General features: G+C 65.0%; 19 protein-coding genes. 13 read left to right on the forward strand and 6 right to left on the reverse strand.

Features of this window, described 5'->3' with window-relative positions; translation table 11 throughout:
* Window positions 1-31: 31 nt before the first annotated feature.
* Together modA and modB are read left to right on the forward strand one after the other, a co-directional pair.
* Window positions 32-784: a molybdate ABC transporter substrate-binding protein gene (gene modA / locus ACSQ23_RS23150; protein WP_436092067.1), complete on the forward strand. Its 753-nt coding sequence runs from the start codon at window positions 32-34 to the stop codon at window positions 782-784.
* Between the two features lie 10 nt (window positions 785-794).
* Complete coding sequence (gene modB, locus ACSQ23_RS23155; RefSeq protein WP_436092158.1) at window positions 795-1,478, forward strand: molybdate ABC transporter permease subunit; 684 nt, start codon at window positions 795-797, stop codon at window positions 1,476-1,478.
* Between the two features lie 154 nt (window positions 1,479-1,632).
* On the opposite strand, the gene ACSQ23_RS23160 is transcribed toward modB, so the two are convergent.
* The gene (locus tag ACSQ23_RS23160) at window positions 1,633-2,100 is read right to left on the reverse strand and encodes a MarR family winged helix-turn-helix transcriptional regulator (protein WP_055882934.1); all 468 of its coding nucleotides are present in this window, start codon (window positions 2,098-2,100) and stop codon (window positions 1,633-1,635) included.
* A gap of 132 nt (window positions 2,101-2,232) precedes the next feature.
* On the opposite strand from ACSQ23_RS23160, the gene ACSQ23_RS23165 reads away from it, so the two are divergent.
* From ACSQ23_RS23165 to hemH, 3 genes are all read left to right on the forward strand, one after another.
* Complete coding sequence (locus tag ACSQ23_RS23165) at window positions 2,233-3,132, forward strand: LysR family transcriptional regulator (protein ID WP_055882936.1); 900 nt, start codon at window positions 2,233-2,235, stop codon at window positions 3,130-3,132.
* Window positions 3,133-3,155: 23 nt separating this feature from the next.
* Window positions 3,156-4,940, forward strand: a complete 1,785-nt coding sequence (locus ACSQ23_RS23170) for a DUF1007 family protein (protein WP_436092068.1) — start codon at window positions 3,156-3,158, stop codon at window positions 4,938-4,940.
* A 109-nt stretch (window positions 4,941-5,049) separates the two neighbouring features.
* Complete coding sequence (hemH, locus tag ACSQ23_RS23175; protein ID WP_436092069.1) at window positions 5,050-6,069, forward strand: ferrochelatase; 1,020 nt, start codon at window positions 5,050-5,052, stop codon at window positions 6,067-6,069.
* Window positions 6,070-6,300: 231 nt separating this feature from the next.
* Here the strand turns inward: hemH and ligD are convergent, their stop codons facing one another.
* Window positions 6,301-8,895, reverse strand: coding sequence for a DNA ligase D (gene ligD, locus ACSQ23_RS23180; protein WP_436092070.1), 2,595 nt, complete (start codon window positions 8,893-8,895; stop codon window positions 6,301-6,303).
* A 1-nt stretch (window position 8,896) separates the two neighbouring features.
* Window positions 8,897-9,763, reverse strand: a complete 867-nt coding sequence (locus tag ACSQ23_RS23185) for a Ku protein (protein WP_436092071.1) — start codon at window positions 9,761-9,763, stop codon at window positions 8,897-8,899.
* A 146-nt stretch (window positions 9,764-9,909) separates the two neighbouring features.
* On the opposite strand from ACSQ23_RS23185, the gene ACSQ23_RS23190 reads away from it, so the two are divergent.
* The 3 genes from ACSQ23_RS23190 (at window position 9,910) to ACSQ23_RS23200 (ending at window position 12,771) form a co-directional block, all read left to right on the forward strand.
* Window positions 9,910-10,887, forward strand: coding sequence for an SPFH domain-containing protein (locus ACSQ23_RS23190; RefSeq protein ID WP_055883302.1), 978 nt, complete (start codon window positions 9,910-9,912; stop codon window positions 10,885-10,887).
* Window positions 10,888-10,970: 83 nt separating this feature from the next.
* Window positions 10,971-11,417 (forward strand): NfeD family protein, encoded by a 447-nt coding sequence (locus tag ACSQ23_RS23195; RefSeq protein ID WP_055882944.1) that lies wholly within the window; start codon window positions 10,971-10,973, stop codon window positions 11,415-11,417.
* A 97-nt stretch (window positions 11,418-11,514) separates the two neighbouring features.
* Window positions 11,515-12,771, forward strand: coding sequence for an outer membrane beta-barrel protein (locus ACSQ23_RS23200; protein ID WP_436092072.1), 1,257 nt, complete (start codon window positions 11,515-11,517; stop codon window positions 12,769-12,771).
* A gap of 232 nt (window positions 12,772-13,003) precedes the next feature.
* On the opposite strand, the gene galU is transcribed toward ACSQ23_RS23200, so the two are convergent.
* Window positions 13,004-13,873 (reverse strand): UTP--glucose-1-phosphate uridylyltransferase GalU, encoded by an 870-nt coding sequence (gene galU, locus ACSQ23_RS23205; protein ID WP_436092073.1) that lies wholly within the window; start codon window positions 13,871-13,873, stop codon window positions 13,004-13,006.
* Between the two features lie 113 nt (window positions 13,874-13,986).
* On the opposite strand from galU, the gene galE reads away from it, so the two are divergent.
* The 4 genes from galE to ACSQ23_RS23225 all read left to right on the forward strand — a co-directional run bounded on the left by galE (window position 13,987) and on the right by ACSQ23_RS23225 (window position 18,273).
* Entirely contained in the window at window positions 13,987-14,973 is a 987-nt protein-coding gene (gene galE / locus ACSQ23_RS23210) for a UDP-glucose 4-epimerase GalE (protein ID WP_055882950.1), read from the forward strand.
* A gap of 9 nt (window positions 14,974-14,982) precedes the next feature.
* Window positions 14,983-16,206: a lytic murein transglycosylase gene (locus tag ACSQ23_RS23215; RefSeq protein ID WP_055882952.1), complete on the forward strand. Its 1,224-nt coding sequence runs from the start codon at window positions 14,983-14,985 to the stop codon at window positions 16,204-16,206.
* Between the two features lie 181 nt (window positions 16,207-16,387).
* The gene (locus ACSQ23_RS23220) at window positions 16,388-17,623 is read left to right on the forward strand and encodes an SGNH/GDSL hydrolase family protein (RefSeq protein WP_197421309.1); all 1,236 of its coding nucleotides are present in this window, start codon (window positions 16,388-16,390) and stop codon (window positions 17,621-17,623) included.
* 53 nt (window positions 17,624-17,676) lie between these two features.
* Complete coding sequence (locus ACSQ23_RS23225) at window positions 17,677-18,273, forward strand: ankyrin repeat domain-containing protein (RefSeq protein ID WP_436092159.1); 597 nt, start codon at window positions 17,677-17,679, stop codon at window positions 18,271-18,273.
* A gap of 179 nt (window positions 18,274-18,452) precedes the next feature.
* On the opposite strand, the gene ACSQ23_RS23230 is transcribed toward ACSQ23_RS23225, so the two are convergent.
* Window positions 18,453-18,911 (reverse strand): MarR family winged helix-turn-helix transcriptional regulator, encoded by a 459-nt coding sequence (locus tag ACSQ23_RS23230; RefSeq protein WP_055882957.1) that lies wholly within the window; start codon window positions 18,909-18,911, stop codon window positions 18,453-18,455.
* Between the two features lie 157 nt (window positions 18,912-19,068).
* Between ACSQ23_RS23230 and ACSQ23_RS23235 the strand changes: the two genes are divergently transcribed.
* Window positions 19,069-19,482, forward strand: coding sequence for an organic hydroperoxide resistance protein (locus ACSQ23_RS23235; RefSeq protein ID WP_055882959.1), 414 nt, complete (start codon window positions 19,069-19,071; stop codon window positions 19,480-19,482).
* Between the two features lie 95 nt (window positions 19,483-19,577).
* On the opposite strand, the gene ACSQ23_RS23240 is transcribed toward ACSQ23_RS23235, so the two are convergent.
* The gene (locus ACSQ23_RS23240) at window positions 19,578-20,996 is read right to left on the reverse strand and encodes a glutamate synthase subunit beta (protein ID WP_055882961.1); all 1,419 of its coding nucleotides are present in this window, start codon (window positions 20,994-20,996) and stop codon (window positions 19,578-19,580) included.

Raw genomic sequence — 20,996 nt, forward strand, 5'->3', positions numbered from 1 at the left:
GATATTCCCATTCGGACATATCGAGGACCTAATGCGTCGGACCACCCTTCTGCTTGGCGTCAGCCTGCTGGCGCTCATCATCGGGCCGGCCTCTGCCGCCGATGTCAGCGCGGCCGTTGCCGCCAACTTCACCAAGCCGGCCGAGGAGTTGGGCGCGGCGTTCACGGCAAAGACCGGCGACACGGTGAGCTTCAGCTTCGGCGCCACCGGGGTGCTCTACACGCAGATCAGCCAAGGTGCGCCGTTCGAGGTGTTCTTCTCAGCCGATAACAAGCGGCCAGCGCAGGCGGTGAAGGAAGGTTTTGCGGTCGATGGCACGGTGTTCACCTATGCGGTGGGCAAGGTCGCGCTCTACTCGCCGTCGCTCGATCTCACCGACGGCGCGGCGGTGCTTACGGCCAACGGGTTCCAGCATCTGTCGGTCGCCGACCCCAAGACCGCGCCCTATGGCGCCGCGGCGATGGAAACGCTGGGCAAACTCGGGCTGACCGAAGCCGTGACGCCCAAGATCGTCACCGGCGAGAATATCAGCCAGGCGCTGCAGTTCATCGATTCAGCCAATGCGGAGCTGGGCTTCGTGGCGCTGAGCCAGGTGATCGACAAGCCGGCCGCACAGGTCTGGCGCGTGCCGGCCGAGGATTATTCGCCGATCCTCCAGGATGCCGTGCTGCTGAAGCCGGGCGAGGCGGATCCAGCCGCAGCCGCCTTTCTCGAGTTCTTGAAGGGCGACGAGGCGCGCGCCATCATCGAGAAATACGGCTACGAGGTCGGCTCGGGTCAATGAGGTTTTCATGATGCTTGATGCCAGTGAGATCGTGCAGCCGGTCGGGCTGACGCTGACGCTGGCGTTCATCGTCACGGTGATCCTGCTGCTGGTCGGTACGCCGATCGCCTGGTGGCTGTGCCGCACGCGCTCGCCGCTGCAGGCGCCGATCGCCGCACTGGTGTCGCTACCGCTGGTGCTGCCGCCGACGGTGCTCGGGTTCTACCTGTTGCTGGCGTTCGGGCCGAACGGCCCGGGCGGCCTCTTGGCGCCGCTCTGGGGGGCGCGGACGCTGGCTTTCTCGTTCGAGGGACTGGTCATCGCCTCGGTGCTCTATTCCCTGCCCTTCATGGTGCAGCCGCTGCGCACCGCCTTCGAAGCACTCGGCGACGAGCCACTGGAAGCGGCGGCAACGCTCGGGGCAGGGCGGTGGACGACGTTCTCCAGGGTGGTGATCCCGCTGTCGCGCACCGGCTATCTCACCGGCGCCATCCTGACCTTCGCACACACGGTCGGCGAGTTCGGCGTGGTGCTGATGATCGGCGGCAATATCCCCGGCAAGACCAAGCTGGTGTCGATGGCGATCTACGATTTCGTCGAGCGGCTGGAATGGGACAAAGCCCATATCCTCGCAGGCGGCATGGTGCTGTTCGCCTTCGTGGTGATCACGGCGGTGATGCTGATCGATCGGCGGGTTGGGCGGGTGGTGGGGTGAGGGCTGACACCGCGGCTGTGGCCACCCCCACCCTTGATCCCTCCCCACAAGGGGGAGGGAGACGCAAGAACTGAGGCCTCGCAGCTATCGCCTCCCTCCCCCTTGTGGGGAGGGAATGAGGGTGGGGGTGGCCACACGCTCAGCTGTCAGCGCCTCAAGCCAGCCGCAACAGTTCCACGAAGCGTTTCAGGGCCTTGGTCAGGCCCTTGCGCTTCTTGGTGTCGAGATCGGCGAACAGAGCTTCTTCGAGCTGCTCCCAGTTGGCGGCCAGTACTTCGCGGATGCGGGCGCCGCGTTCGGTGAGGGCCAGTCCTTCTGTGAGGTCCGGGCCGATGGCCTGGCGCGCCACGATGTCCCGCTCGATCAGCCGCTGCAGCCGGGGCTGCAGCGCTTCGGGCTCGAGCCCCAGGTGCTCGGCGAGGGCCGCCTCGCTCGCCCCGAGCTCGGCATGCAGCACGAAGATCACGGCGTCGTCGCCTGCCTCCAGTCCGCGATCGAGCAGCGGCACCAGCAGCGCCTTGTGGGCCAGCTGGCCGGCTTCGATCAGCCGGTAAAGCGTTGAACGGGCTTCGGGTTTGGTCATGGGTGGATAGATAGACTTCAGGACGGGATCGAGCGACATGGGACCCATCCTATCGTTAATCTCAGAGAGACCAAGTGGCGGCATTGTTCAGGCTTTGCGGATGACTTATGCGTGGCTGAGGTGGTGCTCGGCAGAAGCACCGCCAGTCTACACAGTTCAGGTCAGGAACGCATGAGCCAGGACCTCGCCCGCATCAGGGCCTTCGTGCAGGTGTTCGATGCCGGCGGCTTCTCGTCCGCGGCGCGGCAACACGGGCGCTCCAAGGCGCTGCTGTCGAAATATGTCACCGACCTCGAGGATTATCTGGGGGTGCGGTTGATGAACCGGACCACCCGCAAGCTCAGCCTCACCGAAGCCGGCGAAGCCTATTACCGCGAGGCGAGCCAGCTCTTGCAGCAGCTCGACGACCTCGATGCGACGATCTCGGACCAGACCGCCGAGCCGCGCGGGCTGGTGCGGGTATCGGCGCCGCGCAATCTCGGAGAGACGACGCTGGCGCCGGCGATCTTCGCCTTCATCGCCAGGAACCCGCTGATGTCGGTCGATCTGCGCCTCGAGGATCGCTATGTCGACCTGGTGGAGGAAAGCGTCGATGTGGCGCTCCGCATCTCGACGCTGGCCGATTCCTCGCTGATCGCCCGCAAGATCTCCGACATGCGGCACGTGATCTGTGCCGCGCCGAGCCTCGTCAAGCGGGTCGGCACGCCGACCTCGGGCGAGGCGCTGCGCAACATGCCCTGCGTGCTCGATACCAATATGCCGTCGCACAGTTCGTGGCGCTTCATCGAGAACGGCACGCCGGTCTCGGTGCATGTCTCCGGTCCGGCCCGGGTGAATTCTCCGGTGGCCGCCATGCAGGCGGCGCTCGCCGGCCTTGGGTTCGCCGTATTGCCGACCTACCTCGCTGACCCGCTGATCGCCGAAGGGCGGCTGGTTCGCGTGCTCGAGGACAGGATGCCCGAGGGTCCGAGCCTGCAAGCGGTCTATCCGCATCGGCGGCATCTTGCCGGCAAGGTTCGCGCCCTGATCGACCATCTGGTCGCCTGGTTCGCCGACAATCCGGTGAAGTAGGCAAAATAGGGCACGGGGCGTCGATGACGGGTTTGTTGCGCAAGCTGGCGCTGGCTGCGGCCGCCACACTCGGTCTTATCGGCGCCGCTCAGGCCCACCCGCATATCTTCATCGATGCCAAGGCGACGATCGTCTTCAACGATGCGGGCGAACTCACCGAGATCAGGAACGCCTGGACCTTCGACGAAGCCTTCTCGGTCTGGCAGATCCAGGGGCTCGATACCAATAATGACGGCATCACCTCGTCCGAGGAGATGCAGGAGCTGGCCGACGAGAACATCAAGGGTCTCGCGGAATACAATTTTTACACCTCGGCCGGCGAGACCGCGTCATCATTGCCCTTCGCCTCGATGGACGACGCCAAGTTCGTGTTCGCGGATAACCGCTCGACGCTGAGTTTCGGCATCGAGCCGCAGGGGCCGTACCGAATCAAGCACAAGCTCGAGATTGCTGTCGCCGACCCCGAATACTATGTGGCCATCACCTTCCACAGTCCCGCCGACATCACGCTCGAAAACGCTCCGGCCGGCTGCGCGGTGCACCTGGAGCCGCCGCGGGAGTTATCGCCGGATCTGCAGGCGCGGCTGTTCGATCTGCCATCCGATGTGACCAAGCTGCCGCCTGAACTCGAGGCGGCAGTGCGCGGCTCGCAGGGCGCTATCGTCGTCGACTGTTCGAACGCCGCGGCGCCGGCCGCTGCGACGACGGCGCTCGAGGCCGTGACGCAGGTGGCGGAGGCGAAGCCCGCGCTGCCGTTCGGCGGCCCGCCGCCGGAGCCGGGGTTCGTGCTGCCCAAGACCGGTTTCCTCGGCTGGGTCGCGCAGATGCAGTCGGATTTCTACCAGGCGCTGACCGCGGCGCTCGGCAAACTCAAGACCGACTACACGGCCTTCTGGGTGCTGGGCGGGCTGAGCTTTCTCTATGGCGTGTTCCATGCGGCCGGGCCGGGGCACGGCAAGGTGGTGATCGGCTCCTATATGCTGGCCAACGAGCGGCAGGTGCGCCGCGGCATCGGACTGAGCTTTGCCGCGGCGATGATGCAGTCTCTGGTGGCGGTGGTGTTCGTCGGCGTCGCCGCGGCGATCCTCGGGCTGTCGAGTGTCGCCATGGGCACGGCAGTCGGCTGGATCGAGAAGGCGTCTTACGGCCTCGTGGCGCTGCTTGGCCTGTGGCTGATCGCGCGAAAACTGTTCGGCTGGGGTGGGCATTCGCACGACCACGGACCGGACCTGACGGCCAAGGCGCACCAGCACCTGCATGCCGACGAAGCGCCCAGACACGCGCTGCTCAATGTTCGCAAACAAGACTTGGAGCGGGGGCAGAGCTTCAATTTTCGCACCGGCCTGCAGCCGGCGGGTGGCCCGGCGCTCGACGCCTATGGCCGGCTGCCGGGTGACGCGCATTATGGGCACGACCACGGCGAGCACGATCATGATCATGATCATGATCATGAACACGGCCATCATCACGTGGTGACCGCCGAGCAGACCGGCGGCGACTGGCGCGAACAGCTCGGCGTGGTGCTGGGGGTTGGGCTCAGGCCCTGTTCGGGAGCGCTGGTGGTGCTGGTGTTCGCGCTGAGCCAGGGCATCCTGCTTGCCGGCATTGCCGCAGTGTTCCTGATGGGGCTCGGCACGGCGATCACCGTTTCGGCGCTGGCGGTGCTGGCGGTCGGGGCGAAGGGCTTTGCCACCCGCTATCTGGGCAGCGAAGGCAAGCTCGGCAGCCGCCTTGTCTGGTGGGCGGAGCTCGGCGGGGCGCTGGTGGTGTTTGCTTTTGGCGCGGTGCTGCTGCTCGCCAGTTTCTAGCACGATCGCGCGACAAACCCGCCTCGCCGCGACACCCTTGCACTTGTGTTCGGGGCGCTGCTGATTATGTTGCGCGCCAACAGACCGTTTCCAAACTACAGGCCAGCCCATGGCAACCGGACTTCCTGCCGGACACCCCGCGATCGCGACACCGAAAGTGGGGGTACTGCTGCTCAACCTGGGCACGCCCGATGGCACCGACTACTGGTCGGTGCGCCGCTACCTCAGCGAATTCCTCTCCGACCCGCGGGTGATCGAGTCCCCGCAATGGCTGTGGCAGCCGATCCTGCAGGGTGTGGTGCTCAGTACCCGGCCGCAGAAGAGCGGCGCGAACTATGCCCGGATCTGGGACAAGGACGCCAACGAGAGCCCGCTCCGCGTCATCACCCGCAAGCAGGCGACCAAGCTGCAGGAGCGGCTGGGCAAGAACATCATCGTCGATTTCGCCATGCGCTACGGCAACCCATCCACCAAATCGGGCATCGAAGCGCTGCAGGCGGCGGGGTGCCAGAAGATCCTGCTGGCGCCGCTCTATCCGCAATATTCGGCAACGACGACGGCGACGGCCAACGACAAGGCGTTCGATGCGCTGAAGACGCTGCGCTGGCAGCCGGCGGTGCGCACGCTCCCGGCCTATTTCGATGAGCCGGCCTATATCGAGGCGCTGGCGCAAAGCATCGCCGACGGGGTCGCGGCGCTGGATTTTACCCCTGACGTGATCCTCACCTCGTATCACGGCATGCCGGTGCAGTATTTCGAGGCGGGCGACCCCTACCACTGCCAGTGCCTCAAGACGACACGGCTGGTGCGCGAGCACCTGGGCTGGTCCGAGGACAAGCTCAAGGTCACCTTCCAGAGCCGGTTCGGCCCGACCAAGTGGCTCGAGCCCTATACCGACGCCACGCTGATGGCGCTTCCGGCAGAGGGCGTGAAGCGGGTCGCGGTCGTCGCCCCGGCCTTCTCGGTCGATTGCATCGAGACGCTGGAAGAGATCGCGATCACCGGCCGCGAGCAGTTCGAACATGCCGGCGGCGAGCGCTATGCCTATATCCCCTGCCTCAATGACAGCGAGCTGGGGATGATGATGCTGGAAAGCGTGATCCGCAAGGAACTGGCTGGCTGGGTGTAGGGTTGGCCTCAGGTTCGTCCGGGAACTCGATGTCATCCCAGCGAAGGTTCATATGCGGTAAGGCAGGGCCGCGCCCCACCCACCGGGTCATTCCCGCGAAAGCGGGAACCTCTGTTTTGGTGCCTGCCGCACGATCGCAAACGGAGGTCCCCGCTTTCGCGGGGATGACACCGAGTTTGGGGGACTTGCAGAGCCTCTAAGGCGGCGAGGGAGCACTCAGTGCCCCCGAAGTCAGAGCTTCAGGTCCTTCAGCGGCCCCGCCACCGCCTCCACCATGCCCTTGGTGATCGACTGGGTCAGGTCGAAATAACCAACCCACGGATCGGCCTCCTGCGCTTTGTCCGCGGCGGATTCGATCGTGAACAGGTTGGCGGCCTTGATCGTTTCCAGTTCGTCCCAACCGACCGGCACGGCGCAGGGCGCGCCGGGGCGGGCCCGGGTGGAGAAGGGGGCGATGGCCGTGGCGCCGCGCTCGTTGCGCAGGTAATCGACGAACATCCGGCCCTTGCGTTCGACCTTGCGGATATTGGCGGTGAAGCTATCGGGTTCGTTGTCCTCGAGCTTCTGCGCGAAGGTGCGGCAGAACAGTTTGACCAGCGGCCACTCGGTCACCGGCTTGAGTGGTGCGATGACGTGGATGCCTTTGCCGCCGGTGACCATCGGGAAGCTCTCGAGTCCCCATTCAGCGAGCACGTCGCGGATATGGAGCGCCGCCTCGCGGGTGACCTTGAAGTCGAGCCCTTCGTCGGGGTCGATATCGAAGATGATGCGGTCGGGCCTTTCCAGCGTATCGATATGGCTGCCCCAGATGTGGAACTCGAGCGTCGACATCTGCACACCGGCAAGGATGCCGGCGAGATCGACGACGTAGAAATGATCCTCCTTGTCGCTCTCCTTGAGCTCGATGGCGACGCGCTTCATCGTATCGGGGAAGCCGCCGGTATCGTGCTTCTGAAAGAACGGTTTGCTGCCGCGCGGCACCCGCACCAGGCTGAGCGCGCGCTTTTCGATATGGGGCAGCATGCGCTCGGCGACCGCGTCGTAATAGGCGACGAGCTGGCCCTTGGTGACGCCGCCATCGGGCAGCGCCTCGCGGTCGGGGCTGGTGAGCCGGACGCCGAGCCGCTCGGCCACGGCTATTCCCATGTCGTCGGTGAGCTTCATGGCTTTGAGCTTAGCCGCTGATTTCCGCTTTGTCGCCACGGGCTTGGGCGGCTTGGTTTCCAGTTTCACCTGTCGCGCCGGCTTGTCCTGCCTGAGGCCGACAAAGGAGGGGTGGCGCAGCACGCCATCGGGGGTGAACTCGGTGAAGTCGACCTCGCCGACCAGTTCCGGTTCGACCCAGCGGGCGCGCCGTACGATGTCGCGCGGCACGGTTTCGAATGGCGGGGTTTTGCGCGCCCGCTGGTCCAGTTCGGCCTGCAGTTCGGCCGAGCTCTTTTGGGTGAAGCCGGTGCCGACGCGGCCGCGATAGACCAGCTTGCCGCCTTCCCAGGTGCCGAGCAGCAGCGAGGCGAAACCCTTGTGCTTGTCGGATGGGCGCCAGCCACCGATGACGAATTCCTGCCGGTTGGTGCACTTGATCTTCAGCCAGCTGCGGCTGCGTTCATGCCGGTAGGGTGCATCGGCGAGCTTGGCGATCACCCCCTCCTGGTGCGCGTCGCACATCGCCTTCAGCACCTGGTCGCCGTGGCCGCGCACATGCTCGGAATATTGGACCTCCGCATCACCCCTGGTTTTCCCAAGGAGCTTCCGCAACCGCTCCTTGCGCTCGAGCAGCGGCAGTTTTTCGAGGTTCTCGCCGTCCTGTTCGAGCAGGTCGAAGACGAAATAGACCAGCGGCCCGCCGCTCGACAACGCGTCCTTGAGGGTCGAGAAATCGGAGCGGCCATCCTTGAACGCACAGATCTCGCCATCGAGCAGGGCCGAGCCCCTGGTGAGCTTGGACAGCGGTGCAACGAGGCGCTGGAACTGCCGGGTCCAGTCATTGCCGTTGCGGGTGAAGAGCCGCACTTCCGGGCCGGCAACCGCGGCGATGCAGCGGTAGCCGTCATATTTCATCTCGAACAGCCAGTCGTCGCCGCTGGGAACCTCCTCGACCAGCGTCGCCAGCTGCGGCTCGCGAAAATCCGGCAGCGCCACCGCTTTGCCACCGGTCCACACCTTGGCGGAGGGTTCGGCCTCGGCCTTCGCCGCCTTGTTCGTTGGTTTCTTGCGCGGCCTGTTCCCCTTGGCGATGCCTGGGAGGTCGCGGCCGGTCTCGACGCTGGTGGTGAACTTCTCGGTCAGCCCATCGGTGTCGGTCGAATAATCGTCACGGTGCTTGATCAGCAGCCAGTTCTCGCGCGTGCCGTTCCTGGTCTGGTTGTCGCGACCCTTCATGTGGACCAGCACCCACTCGCCCTTCATCCGCTTGCCCTTGAGGGTGAACTTCAGGTCACCGCCGTCGAGCCCCTCGTGCGGATCGCCTGATGGTTCCCAGGTACCTTCGTCCCACAGCATCACTGTGCCGCCGCCATACTCGCCCTCGGGGATGGTGCCCTCGAAGTCGCCATAGTCGAGCGGGTGATCCTCGACCCGCACCGCCAGCCGCTTGTCGGCCGGGTTGGTGGAGGGGCCCTTGGTGATAGCCCAGCTCTTCAGCACGCCGTCGAGCTCGAGGCGGAAATCATAGTGGAGCCGCGTCGCGTCGTGCTTCTGCACCACGAAGCGCAGCGGATTGCCTTTCCTGGCGCGCTTGGCCTTCGTCCCCGAAGGTTCAGCGGTTTTGGCGAAGTCGCGCTTCGCCCGATAGTCTTTGAGCTGCTCGTTAGGGGTGGTGGCCATCTCAGCTCGCCTTCTTGCGCGGCGCCGACTTGGCCGGAGCCTTGCGCGCCGCTGTCGCAGCCGGCTTGGCCTTGCCGCCCTCGAGGCTCTTTTTCAGCGCTGCCATCAGGTCGACGACGTTGTCGCCGCGCGGGCTGCGTGAGGGTTCCTCGACCTCGGTGGTGATCCTGCGGCCCTTCGATTTCAGCTTACGTTGGATCAGTTCGCGCAAGGCGGCCTGATAGTGATCCTTGAAGGCCTTGGGGTCGAACTTCTCGGTCTTCTTTTCGATCAGCGCCGTCGCCACATCGAGCAGGTCGTCGTCGGTGGATTTGGCGGGGATATCGGAAAAGAAGCTGTCGGACTTCTTCAGCTCATCCTCGTAGTGCAGCGTCTCGAGCAGGATGCCCTTGCCGCAGGGCTTGATCGAAACGAGGTACTCCTTGCCGCGTAGCGCCAGCTGTCCAATCCCCACCTTCTTCGCCTTGCGCAGCGCATTCCGCACCACGCGAAAGGCGTCTTCGGCGAGTTCGTCGGCCGGGGTCAGATAGTAGGGCGTATCGAAATACATCGGCGGGATCTCGTCCTCGTCGACGAACTGCACCAGCTCGAGGGTCTTGCGCGTCTCGAGCTTCACCGCGTCGATCTCGTCGTCGGTGAGCAGCACATAGTCGCCCTTGTTGTACTCGAAGCCCTTGCGGATCTCGTCCTTTTCCACCGGACCGACGCCGTCGACGACCTTCTCGTAGTGGATCGGCTTGCCGGTCGGCTCGTGGATCTGACGGAAGCTCGGTTTGGCGCCGGACTTCGTCGCGGTGAACATCTCGACCGGGATCGAGACGAGGGAGAGGCGCAACTGGCCTTTCCAGATCGGACGGGTGGCAGGCATGGGGTCAACTCGCGAACGATTGCTTTGTGGTTCAACGGGATTTGCTACCCGAGTGTTCCCACCGGATTCGGGGGCTCGACATTGCGCGGACTCCGGCGGGCACATACATGTTTGCCAACGGGTCGGGCATGGAAGGGGACGAGACGATGGACTTTCTGGAACTCGACGGGTTGAGCCTGACACTGATTGCGCTTGGCGTACTGGCGGTGCTGGTGCTGTTCGCGGGCGCCAAGGTGGTGCCGCAGGGCTACAACTTCACCGTGGAGCGGTTCGGTCGCTACATCCGCACGCTGAAGCCCGGGTTGAGCCTGATCATTCCGTTCGTCGATGGCGTCGGCCGTAAGATGAACATGATGGAGCAGGTGGTCGACGTGCCGCACCAGGAAGTGATCACCCGCGACAACGCCACGGTCACCGTCAACGGCGTCAATTTCTATCAGATCTTCGATGCCGCGGCCGCGGCCTACGAGGTGGCGCAGCTCGAGCTGGCGGTGCAGAACCTGACCATGACCAACATCCGTACGGTGATGGGTTCGATGGATCTCGACCAGCTGCTTTCGAACCGCGACGAGATCAACCAGCGCCTGCTCAAAGTGGTGGATGCCGCGGTGCAGCCGTGGGGGCTCAAGATCACCCGCATCGAGATCAAGGATATCGATCCGCCCAAGGACCTGGTTGAGTCGATGGGCCGGCAGATGAAGGCCGAGCGCGAGAAGCGCGCGCTGATCCTCGAAGCCGAGGGCAAGCGGCAGGCCTCGATCCTGCAGGCCGAAGGCCAGAAGCAGAGCCAGGTGCTGGAAGCCGAGGGCCGGCGCGAAGCGGCATTCCGTGATGCGGAAGCGCGCGAGCGTTCCGCCGAAGCCGAGGCCAAGGCCACCGAAGTGGTGTCCAACGCCATTGCCTCGGGCAGTGTGCAGGCGATCAATTATTTCGTCGCCAACAACTACATCAAGGCGCTCGAAAGCCTCGCCAAGTCGCCCAACCAGAAGATCCTGATGCTGCCGGTCGAGGCGGCCAGCGTCATCGGTGCCCTTGGCGGCATCGCCGAGATCGCCAAGGAAACCTTCGGCGCCGAAAAGCCGGCCACCCGGCCGGTCGGCGGCCGTCCACCGTCCACCACTTAACCGGCACTGGGTTTGTTTTGTCGCGCTTCGAACCGGAAAAGTCTGCAACTTTTCCTGAAAGCGCTCCAGCGGAGGAGGCAGACATGCAGGTCATCGACTTCATTGCTACCCACGGGGCGTGGTCCTGGGTGGTGGCCGGGCTGATCCTCCTGGCGCTCGAACTGGTGGTACCGGGTGGGGTGCTGGTCTGGCTCGGCGGTGCGGCGCTGGTCACCGGGGTGCTGGCGCTGTTCGTCAGCATTTTCTGGCCGCTGCAGTTCGTGATCTTCGGCGCCCTGGCGCTGGCCAGTATCGGGCTGTGGCTGAAGTTCCGCGGCCCGGGAGTGGCGTCCGACCGACCGTTCCTCAACCAGCGCGCCAACCGCTTCATCGGCCAGGAAGCGGTGCTCGACGAGCCGATCCGTGACGGGATCGGCCGGATCGCGCTCGATGACACCGTGTGGCGCGTGCAAGGCCCCGATCTTGCGGCCGGCTCGCGCGTCCGGATCATCGAGGCGGATGGGGCCCTGCTCAGGGTCGAGGCTGTTTAGGATCGCCCGGACAAGGTTTCCTTAACCATAAGCTGCAAGGGTTCGTTGACCATTATCGCCCGAGGCAGTGCAGCAGATGCGAACGAGGAAAGCCGGCTTGGCCGTCAGCGCTGCGGCGCTGGCGCTGCTCGCGATTCCCGCTGCTGCGGGCGAGTTCACGCCGCTCGGCGACGGCTCGGCGACCAATAATGCCGATCTCACCGGTAACCCGGCGATCGACTGCGCCAACTGCGTCGCGACGCCGCCCTATGAATGGGGGAACGAACCGTTCGAGCTCGACTGGAGCCTCGGCCTTCGCGGCGGCATCAAGGATGAGGGAACCGGCGACGGTCCCACCTATGAGCTGATCGCGCTACCGAGCGTGACGCTGACCCATGAGACCATCCGCGGCGGCTACGATGTCGGGCTGAGCGGCGAGCTCGGCTACGAGGTCGACGGCAGCGCCCGGATCGGCTCGATCACCGGCACGGCCGGGGGTGAGTATGAACTCGACGCGCTGACAACGCTCGCCGGGCGGGGCAACCTCAAGGTGTCGCAGGACGATGCAAACGGCCCGGACTATGCCGATAACGTCGCTTCCGCGCCGGTCGTCGTGTCCGGCGATGGCGAGGTCAGCGCGGCGCGTGACCTCGGGGCGTTCAACCTGGCGGTGCGTGGCAGCGCCGGCCGCGAGGTCTATGGCGAGACCGTCTATGACGACAACTCGACCGCCGACAACAGCTTCCAGAACACCACGGCCTATGGCGCCGGCGCCCAGCTTGGTTACGAGCTGACGCCCGGCCTTGTCGCCTTTGTCGACGTGGAAGCGGAATACCTCGCCTATGACGCGCCCTCGCCGAGCCTCCTGGTGAAGCTCGACAACGTCACCTATGCCGGTCGTGGTGGGCTCAGCGCCAAATTCAACGAGACGCTGGAACTCGAGGGCTCACTGGGCTTCGGCTACACCGATCTCACCGATGGCTCGCTCAGCGATTTCTCGGCCGTGCTGTACGACGCCAAGGCGGTGTTTCGGCCGGACGAGACGCTGACGCTGACCGGCGCCTTCAGCACGACGATCTCGCAGCCGGGCACCACGTCGGGCGCCACGGCGAAGCTCACCTACGCCGCCACCGGTCAGCTCGACTACCTGGTCAACCCGTGGCTGAAGCTGCGCGCCGATGCGCAGTGGAGCGAGGCGCATTACCAGGGCATCGACAACGACGAGTACAACTGGGGCTTTGGCGTCGGGGCAGATTACCTGCTCAACGAGCACACCGACCTTACGGCCGATTACAGTTTCCTCAGGACTGAGAAGACCCCGGCGCCGGCCACCGACGAGCATCAGGTGACGGTGGGGGTAAAGTTCCACCGGTAGAGTGCTGCGCGATATCGTTGCACTATTTGCCCCGACACTCGGTATGCGAACCGAGGCTGTGCAAGTCCCCCAGAACTCGGTGTCATCCCCGCGAAAGCGGGGACCTCCGTTTGCGATCGTGCGGCAGGCACCAAAACAGAGGTTCCCGATTTCGCGGGAATGACCCGGTGAGTGGGGCACACCCCGGTGGGGGAGGTGATGAGGAGGGCCATCTCGCCGTTGGTGAGATACTCTAAATCAGATGCCGGATCTGCTTGCGGAACGCCTCGGAGAGGTCGGGCCGGTCGAGTGCGAACACCACGTTGGCGGTGAGGAAACCGAGCTTTGAGCCGCAGTCGAAGGACTGGCCCTTGTACTTGACGCCGCTGAAGCGCTGCTGGGTCATCAGCGTCTGCATGGCGTCGGTGAGCTGGATCTCGCCGCCGGCGCCGCGCTCCTGGTCGGCGATCAGGGAGAAGATCTGCGGCTGGAGGATATAGCGACCGGAAATGATCAGGTTGGAGGGCGCGTCCTCCCGCTTCGGCTTTTCCACCATGCCGGTGATGCGGAAGCCTTCGTCCGGGCCGGCGCCACGCGCCACGACACCATAGGACGAGACATCTTCCATCGGCACTTCCTCGACGGCGATGACGTTGCCGCCGCTCGTCTCGTAGGCGTCCATCATCTGCCGGAGCACGCCGGGGACGCCCTTGAACACCATGTCGGGCAGCAGCAGCGCGAAGGGCTGGTCGCCCACCAGCTCGCGGGCGCACCAGACGGCGTGGCCGAGCCCCAGCGGCTCCTGCTGGCGGGTGAAGCTGGTCTGGCCGGCCGAGGGCAGGTCCTGCTGCAGCTCGCTCAGCGCCTCGGTCTTGCCGCGGATCTCGAGCGTGTGCTCGAGCTCGTACTGCCGGTCGAAGTGATCCTCGATGACGCCCTTGTTGCGGCCGGTGACGAACACGAAGTGCTCGATCCCCGCCTCGCGCGCTTCATCCACCGCGTACTGGATCAGCGGGCGATCGACCACGGTCAGCATTTCCTTGGGCATCGCCTTGGTGGCGGGCAGGAAACGGGTGCCGAGACCCGCAACCGGGAACACGGCGGTGCGCACGCGATTGGGCAAGGAGGACTCCTGAAAAGGCGGGAGAGAAGGCAATAGGCGGGCTATAAGGCGTTTCTTAGCACCTCGCAAATTAGCGTCCACGCCATTAATTTCTGGTTTGAGGGTTGGGGACCATGACGGTTCTGATCACAGGCGGCGCCGGCTATATCGGCAGTCACATGGTGCTGCGGCTTGCCGATGCCGGGCAGGCGGTGGTGGTGCTCGACAACCTCACCACCGGCTTCGACTGGGCCATCGACCACCGGGCGACGTTCGTTCAGGGCAATGCCGGTGACATGGAACTGGTCGGCAAACTCATCGCCGAGCATGGCATCACCGAGATCGTGCATTTCGCCGGCTCGATCGTGGTGCCGGAATCGGTCAGCGATCCCCTGAAATACTACGCCAACAACACCGCGACCTCGCGCAACCTGATCGAGGCGGCGGTGAAGGGCGGGGTGAAGCACTTCATCTTCTCCTCGACCGCGGCGGTTTACGGCAGTGCCGGGCTCGAGCCGGTGGCCGAGACCAGCCAGCTGATGCCGGAATCGCCCTATGGCCGCTCCAAGCTGATGACCGAGTTGATGCTGGCCGATGTGGCGGCAGCGCACCCCTTGACCTACGGGGTGCTGCGCTACTTCAACGTCGCGGGCGCCGACCCCAAAAAGCGCAGCGGGCAATCCTCACCGACCGCCACGCACCTGATCAAGGTCGCCGCGCAGGCGGCGCTGGGCCAGCGGCCGAGCATGGGGATCTTCGGCACCGACTTCCCGACCCCCGACGGCACCGGGGTGCGTGACTACATCCATGTCAGCGACCTCTGCGAGGCGCACGCGCTGCTGCTCGAATACCTGCGCAAGGGCGGCGCCTCGGTCACCATGAACTGCGGCTATGGCCGCGGCTTTTCGGTGCGCGACGTGGTGCGCACGGTCAAAGCGGTGTCGGGCGTCGACTTCAAGGTGGTCGAAGAGCCCCGCCGCGCCGGCGATCCGGCCTCGATCGTCGCCAAGGCCGACAAGGTGCGGCAGGTGCTGGGCTGGAAGCCGGCGCATGACGACCTCACCGAGATCGTTGACGCGGCGCTGAACTGGGAGCGCTATTTAGCCACACGAAACAGGTAGCGATTCGCCATGCAACGTCACCTCGCCTTCGTCGTCGCGTTCCTTGGTCTCATCTCGCCGGCCTTCGCTCAACCGGTCGAGAGCTTTGAGTCCTTCATCAAGAATTTTGAAGCGACGGCGGTGGCGGCGGGTGTCACCCATGAGACCTACGCTAAGGCGATGTACGGGCTGAAGCCCGATGCGAATGTGCCGGCGCTGGTGACGGCGCAGCCCGAGTTCACCACGCCGCTGTGGGACTACATCGAAAAGCGCGTCACCGAGTGGCGCCTCGACAAGGGCAAGGAAGCGATCGCGCAAAACCAGGCGCTGCTGACGGCGACTGGCGAGAAATATGGCGTTGATCCTTATCTGCTGGCCTCGATCTGGGGCATCGAGACCAATTACGGCCGGGTGCTTGGCGATCCCCAGTACATCCGGCCGATCATCCCTTCCCTCGCAACGCTGGTGCATCAGCGACGCGTTCGGCTCGAAGGCGACACGGCGGACCTGATTGCGGCGCTGCTCTTGGTGCAACGCGGGCCGCTCGACGCCACCAAGCTGGTCGGCAGCTGGGCCGGCGCCATCGGGCATCTGCAAGTCAACCCGAGCAACGTCATCAAGTACGGCACGGATGGCGATGGCGACGGCGCGGTCGACCTGCACAACTCGCTGGCCGATGCGCTGGCGACGTCCGCTGTGTACATCATAGGCCTGGGGTACAAGCCGGGCCTCGACTGGGGCTACGAGGTCGACGTGCCGGCCGGGTTCGACTACCTGCTGGCGACGCGCGACCAGTTGCGGCCCATCTCGTTCTTTGCCGAGCTCGGGGTAAAGCGGGTCGGTGGCGCCAGCTTCAACGATAGCTCGATCCCGGTATTCCTCTACGCTCCGACCGGGGCGAAGGGGCCGAAATTCCTGATGACGAACAACTACCTGATCCTCAAGGGCTACAATTTCTCCGACAGCTACGCGATGGCGATTTCGCATCTCGAGGACAGGCTGCAGGGCCGTGGCGAGTACGTCACCGCCTGGCCGCGGGACACGCAATTCCCCAACCTCGAGCAGCGCCGGGGGATCCAGGAAGCGCTGATCAAGCTCGGGCTCTATGAGGGGAAGGTCGACGGGCGCATCGGGCCGGTCAGCCAGGCTGCCTATGCCAAGTTCCAGGCCTCGAAGGGCGAGGTGGCGGACGGGTTCATCACGCTGCACAGCTATGAAGAGCTGGTGGCTGCTGCCGCTGCTGCTGGGCAATAACTGCGTTCTCGGCCAACCACCGCAGCTTCATCAAACTCGATGACGCCGGTGGGGGCGGAGGGTTGGTCGCTCTCTCGGGACATGGCAAGCGATGCCCGCTGTTAGGGAAGCAGAGCACTCCCCGGTAGATTTATCGCGAGCGGTCTTCAATTCACCGCCGTTCGTCAGCTAAATGGCTGCCATGCAGAAGAAACCCAACCGGTTCGTGCTCTGGGTCGTTGGCGCCGTGGTGGCGGCGCTGGTGCTTACCGACATGCTGCCGATGTTCGCGCAGGCGCGCGAGGCCGAGTTCGTCGTGCCGGCGATCACCCAGCAGCTCGATGACGGGCGCATTCTCGTGGCGCAGCGAGAACAGCCGGCGCCGCGCAAGAAGCGGCGGACGCTGATGGACCTGCTGTTCGGCGATGACGAGCAGCAGCAGGAAGAAGCCCCGGTGGTCGAAAAGCCGGTGGTGAAAAAGCAGAAGAAGGCGGCGCTGCCGCCGCCGGAAAAGCCCAAGATCGAGAAGGCGCTCGGCGCGACCCGGCTTGCCGTGTTCGGCGACTCGATGGCGACCGATGTCGGCAAGGCATTGGAGCGCTTCTATGCCGAGGACCCGAACATCTCGATCCTGACGCAGGGCGTCGGCTCGTCGAGCTTCGTCAGGCCGGATTTCTTCGACTGGCCCAAGACCATCGGTGAGCAGATTACCGGCAACGGCTTCGACATCGCGGTCGTCATCATCGGCATCAACGACCGGCAGAAGATGCGCCTCAATGGCGAGGTCTATGGCTCGCTGACGCCGGAATGGACCACCGAGTATTCGGCCCGCGTCACCAATGTGGTGAAGGCGCTGCGCGCCGCCAACAAGCCGACGATCTGGATCGGGCTGCCGCCGATGGAAGCGCCGAAGTTCGGCAAGGCGATGATCCAGGTCAATGAGATCCAGCGCCTCGCGGCGTTCAGCGGGGGCGCCGAGTTTCTCGATATCTATGAGAAGTTCGCCACCGAAGAGGGTGGCTACACGGCGCGTGGGCCCGACCTCAACGGTAACCAGGTGCGCATGCGCAAGGAAGACGGCATCCACTTCTCCGCCGCCGGCGCCGACAAGCTGGCCTTCTACCTGAGCCAGAGCCTCAAGAACTACTATCGCGGCGGCGGCACGGTGGGGATCGAAGTCGCCGATCCGCTGCTCGGCACCGACGCGCAGCTGATGATGCGCCCGCCCTATCAGGGGCTGGGGCAGATGAAGCTGCTCGAAGTGGCAGGCGCGGTGATCTCGCTCACCAATACGCCGCGGCGCGCTGCCGACCTGGTGACGGCCGACATGGCCGATGCGGCGACCGTCGGGTTCGATCTGACGCAGATGATCGAGGCGCCGGTCGGACGCGCCGATGCGTTCGGTGTCGGCAAGGTCGAGAACCCGAACCCGAAATGAAGCGCCGCGCCGTTCTTGCCGGCCTTGCCCTTATCGCAGGAGCCGTTCCCGCCATGGCCGATGACCAGGCTTTCCTCGCCGCCGCGCGCGACAATGATGCCGCAGTTCTCATCCAATTGCTGGCGGCCGGGCAAACAGTGGACGTGCGCGACAGCGGCGGCCGCACGGCGCTGCTGGTCGCGACCCACGCCAATGCGCTCGAGGCGGCGCGGGTCCTGATCGAAACGGGCGCCGACGTCAACGCCAAGGACGACAGCAAGGACACGCCGTACCTCTATGCCGGCGCCGAGGGGCGGACCGAGATCCTGAAGCTGCTGCTGGCGGCCGGCGCCAACCTCAAGGATACCAACCGCTTCGGCGGCACGGCGCTGATTCCGGCGGCCGAGAAGGGACATCCCGAGAATGTGCGGTTGCTGCTCGCGGCAGGAGTCGACCCCAACCATGTCAACGGGCTCGGCTGGACGGCGCTGCTCGAGGCGGTGATCCTCACCGATGGTGGGTCGACCTACCAGGAGATCGTCGCCGACCTGATCAAGGGCGGCGCCGATGTGAACCTCGCCGACGGAGATGGGGTGACGCCGCTGGCCCATGCGAGGGCGCGTGGCTATGCCGAGATCGCCGAGCTGCTCGAGGCGGCGGGCGCGACGTAGCCAGTCTCACGACTGGTGTGTATTCATCGGGCGGTTGGGCTTGACCTTGGGTTGACCACCGGCCGGCTTCCCTCCCCCTTGAGGGGAGGGATTGAGGGAGGGGGTGGTGCAGTCAGCACCGAGCGTCCCTCACCACCCCCACCCCCAACCCCTCCCCTCAAGGGGGAGGGGAGCAGCGCTCACGCCTCGCCAGCCGCGGCTATCAGGTTGGTGCGAAGGTTGGTGATGCCGCGCTGCAGGATGCGGAACTCGTCCCTGTTCAGCCCGGCCGCCTTGTAGGTGATCTTCGACAGCTCGCGGGCCTTCTCGCGCAATTGCCGGCCGGTTTCTGTGAGCCGCACGAAGACCATCCGCTCATCCTCAGTGCCACGCGTCCGCGTGACGTAACCCATCACCTCGAGCCGCTTGAGCATCGGGGTCACCGTGCTCGGCTCGAGGAACAGCTTGTCGCTCAGCCCTTTGACGGTCTGCTCGTCCTGTTCCCATAGGGCGACGATGGCGATGTATTGCGGGTAGGTGAGCCCGAGTTCCTCCAGCACGGGCTTATAGACCCGCGAGTAGGCGAGGTTGGCCGAGTAGACGGCAAAGCACATGAAGTCGGCGAGGCCCGCTTCCTGGTCACGCTGCGGTTCGGCCATCGGAGAGCTCCGTTCGCAAAATCATTATCGCGATAACTTTTTGCTTGTACGGCTGCATGAGCTGTGACACAAGTCGCGCCGTAATGATTATCGCGATAACTAAATGGTGGTGTTGGCGCGGCCTGCCAAGCCCCGATGTGAAACGAACGGAAGAGCAATGAACCAGATTGAAAAGACCCTCTATACCGGCCGCACCCATACCAGCGGGGGCCGTGCCGGCACGGCGCGCAGCTCGGACGGCGCGCTCGACGTGGCGCTGTCGCCGCCGGGCTTCGGCAGCGGCACCAATCCCGAGCAGTTGTTCGCTGCCGGCTGGTCGGCGTGCTTTCTCGGCGCGATCGGCGCGGTGGCCAGCAAGCTCAAGGTGGCGCTGCCGGCCGAGCGCACGGTGGATGCGGAAGTCGACCTGGTGATGGAAGGCGAGCAGTACGGCCTGAGGGCCCGGCTCAATGTCAGCCTGCCGGGCCTCGAGCGCGAGCTCGCCGAACAGCTGGTCGCCGCGGCGCACCAGACCTGCCCCTACTCCAAGGCGACGCGCGGGAATATTCCGGTCGAGATCAACGTGGTCTGAGGTCTTTCGAGCGGCTGGTGCGTGGGGGGAGCCCCACGCACCAAAAAGCAGAAGGGGCGCACTAGGCGCCCCCTCATTCGTTCCTGCGGATCGCCTTATCGCGGCAGATCGGTCTTGCCCATCAGCCACTCGTCGATCGAGCGGGCGCACTGACGGCCTTCGCGGATGGCCCAGACGACCAGCGACTGGCCGCGGCGCATGTCGCCGCAGGCGAAGAATTTTTCGCGGCTTGTCTGGTACTTCAGAGTGTCGGCCATGACGTTCGAGCGCTTGTCGGTGGCAACACCGGCGCCCTGCACCAGGCCTTCCTGCACCGGGCCGAGGAAGCCCATGGCGAGCAGCACGAGGTCGGCCTTCAGCACGAACTCGGTGCCGGGGATCGGCTGGAACTTCTCGTCGGCGCGGGCGCATTGCAGGCCGGTCACCTTGCCGTTCTCGCCGTCGAAGCGGATGGTCGCCACGGCGAAGTCACGGGTGACGCCTTCTTCCTGCGACGAGGAGATGCGGAACTTCACCGGATAGTTCGGCCAGACCAGCGCCTTGTTCTCCTTTTCGGGAGGCATGGGCATGATCTCGATCTGGGTCACCGAAGCGGCGCCCTGACGGTTCGAGGTGCCGATGCAGTCGGACCCGGTATCGCCACCGCCGATGACGACGACATGCTTGCCGCCGGCGAGGATCGGGGTGACGTTGTTCAGCGGCTCGCCGGTGACCCTGCGGTTCTGCTGGCCGAGGAAATCCATGGCGAAATGGATGCCGTCGAACTCACGACCGGGGATCGGCAGGTCGCGCGGCTTCTCGGCGCCGCCCGACATGGCGATGGCGTCGTACCGGCCGGCGAGCTCATCGGCGGTGATATCCTTGCCGACATTGACGCCGGTATGGAGCGTTACGCCTTCGGCCACCATCTGCTCGACGCGGCGATCGATCTGCGTCTTGTCGAGCTTGAAGTTCGGGATGCCATAGCGCATCAGGCCGCCGATCTGCTGGGCCTTCTCATAGAGATGCACATCATGGCCGGCCCGAGCCAGCTGCTGGGCCGCGGACATGCCGGCCGGGCCCGAACCGATCACCGCAACCTTCTTGCCGGTCTTGTTCGGATTGATCTGCGGCTTGATCCAGCCCTCTTCCCAGCCCTTGTCGACAATGGCGCACTCGATCGACTTGATGTTAACCGGGGTGTCCGGGATGTTCAGCGTGCAGCTCGCCTCGCACGGGGCAGGGCAGATGCGGCCGGTGAACTCGGGGAAGTTGTTGGTGGAGTGAAGGTTCTTCAGCGCCTTCAGCCACTCGCCCTTGTAGACGAGGTCGTTCCAATCCGGGATCTGGTTATTCACCGGGCAGCCGTTGTGGCAGTACGGAATGCCGCAATCCATGCAGCGCGCCGCCTGGTCACGGGTGCCCTTGTCGCCCAGCGGGAGGGTGAACTCGTTGTAGTTCTTCAGCCGCTCGGCGACCGGGAGGTAATCCCGGTCGACGCGATCGATTTCGAGGAAGCCAGTGATCTTGCCCAT

Origin of the sequence: Devosia sp. LjRoot16 (assembly GCF_964252795.1) — a bacterium.
Taxonomy (GTDB): Bacteria; Pseudomonadota; Alphaproteobacteria; order Rhizobiales; family Devosiaceae; genus Devosia_A.

Coding starts and splice junctions, on each gene's coding strand:
- modA (WP_436092067.1), top strand. CDS start 32: ATGCGTCGGACCACCCTTCTGCTTGGCGTCAGCCTGCTGGCGCTCATC.
- modB (WP_436092158.1), top strand. CDS start 795: ATGCTTGATGCCAGTGAGATCGTGCAGCCGGTCGGGCTGACGCTGACG.
- ACSQ23_RS23160 (WP_055882934.1), bottom strand. CDS start 2,100: ATGTCGCTCGATCCCGTCCTGAAGTCTATCTATCCACCCATGACCAAA.
- ACSQ23_RS23165 (WP_055882936.1), top strand. CDS start 2,233: ATGAGCCAGGACCTCGCCCGCATCAGGGCCTTCGTGCAGGTGTTCGAT.
- ACSQ23_RS23170 (WP_436092068.1), top strand. CDS start 3,156: ATGACGGGTTTGTTGCGCAAGCTGGCGCTGGCTGCGGCCGCCACACTC.
- hemH (WP_436092069.1), top strand. CDS start 5,050: ATGGCAACCGGACTTCCTGCCGGACACCCCGCGATCGCGACACCGAAA.
- ligD (WP_436092070.1), bottom strand. CDS start 8,895: ATGGCCACCACCCCTAACGAGCAGCTCAAAGACTATCGGGCGAAGCGC.
- ACSQ23_RS23185 (WP_436092071.1), bottom strand. CDS start 9,763: ATGCCTGCCACCCGTCCGATCTGGAAAGGCCAGTTGCGCCTCTCCCTC.
- ACSQ23_RS23190 (WP_055883302.1), top strand. CDS start 9,910: ATGGACTTTCTGGAACTCGACGGGTTGAGCCTGACACTGATTGCGCTT.
- ACSQ23_RS23195 (WP_055882944.1), top strand. CDS start 10,971: ATGCAGGTCATCGACTTCATTGCTACCCACGGGGCGTGGTCCTGGGTG.
- galE (WP_055882950.1), top strand. CDS start 13,987: ATGACGGTTCTGATCACAGGCGGCGCCGGCTATATCGGCAGTCACATG.
- ACSQ23_RS23215 (WP_055882952.1), top strand. CDS start 14,983: ATGCAACGTCACCTCGCCTTCGTCGTCGCGTTCCTTGGTCTCATCTCG.
- ACSQ23_RS23220 (WP_197421309.1), top strand. CDS start 16,388: ATGCAGAAGAAACCCAACCGGTTCGTGCTCTGGGTCGTTGGCGCCGTG.
- ACSQ23_RS23225 (WP_436092159.1), top strand. CDS start 17,677: ATGGCCGATGACCAGGCTTTCCTCGCCGCCGCGCGCGACAATGATGCC.
- ACSQ23_RS23230 (WP_055882957.1), bottom strand. CDS start 18,911: ATGGCCGAACCGCAGCGTGACCAGGAAGCGGGCCTCGCCGACTTCATG.
- ACSQ23_RS23235 (WP_055882959.1), top strand. CDS start 19,069: ATGAACCAGATTGAAAAGACCCTCTATACCGGCCGCACCCATACCAGC.
- ACSQ23_RS23240 (WP_055882961.1), bottom strand. CDS start 20,996: ATGGGCAAGATCACTGGCTTCCTCGAAATCGATCGCGTCGACCGGGAT.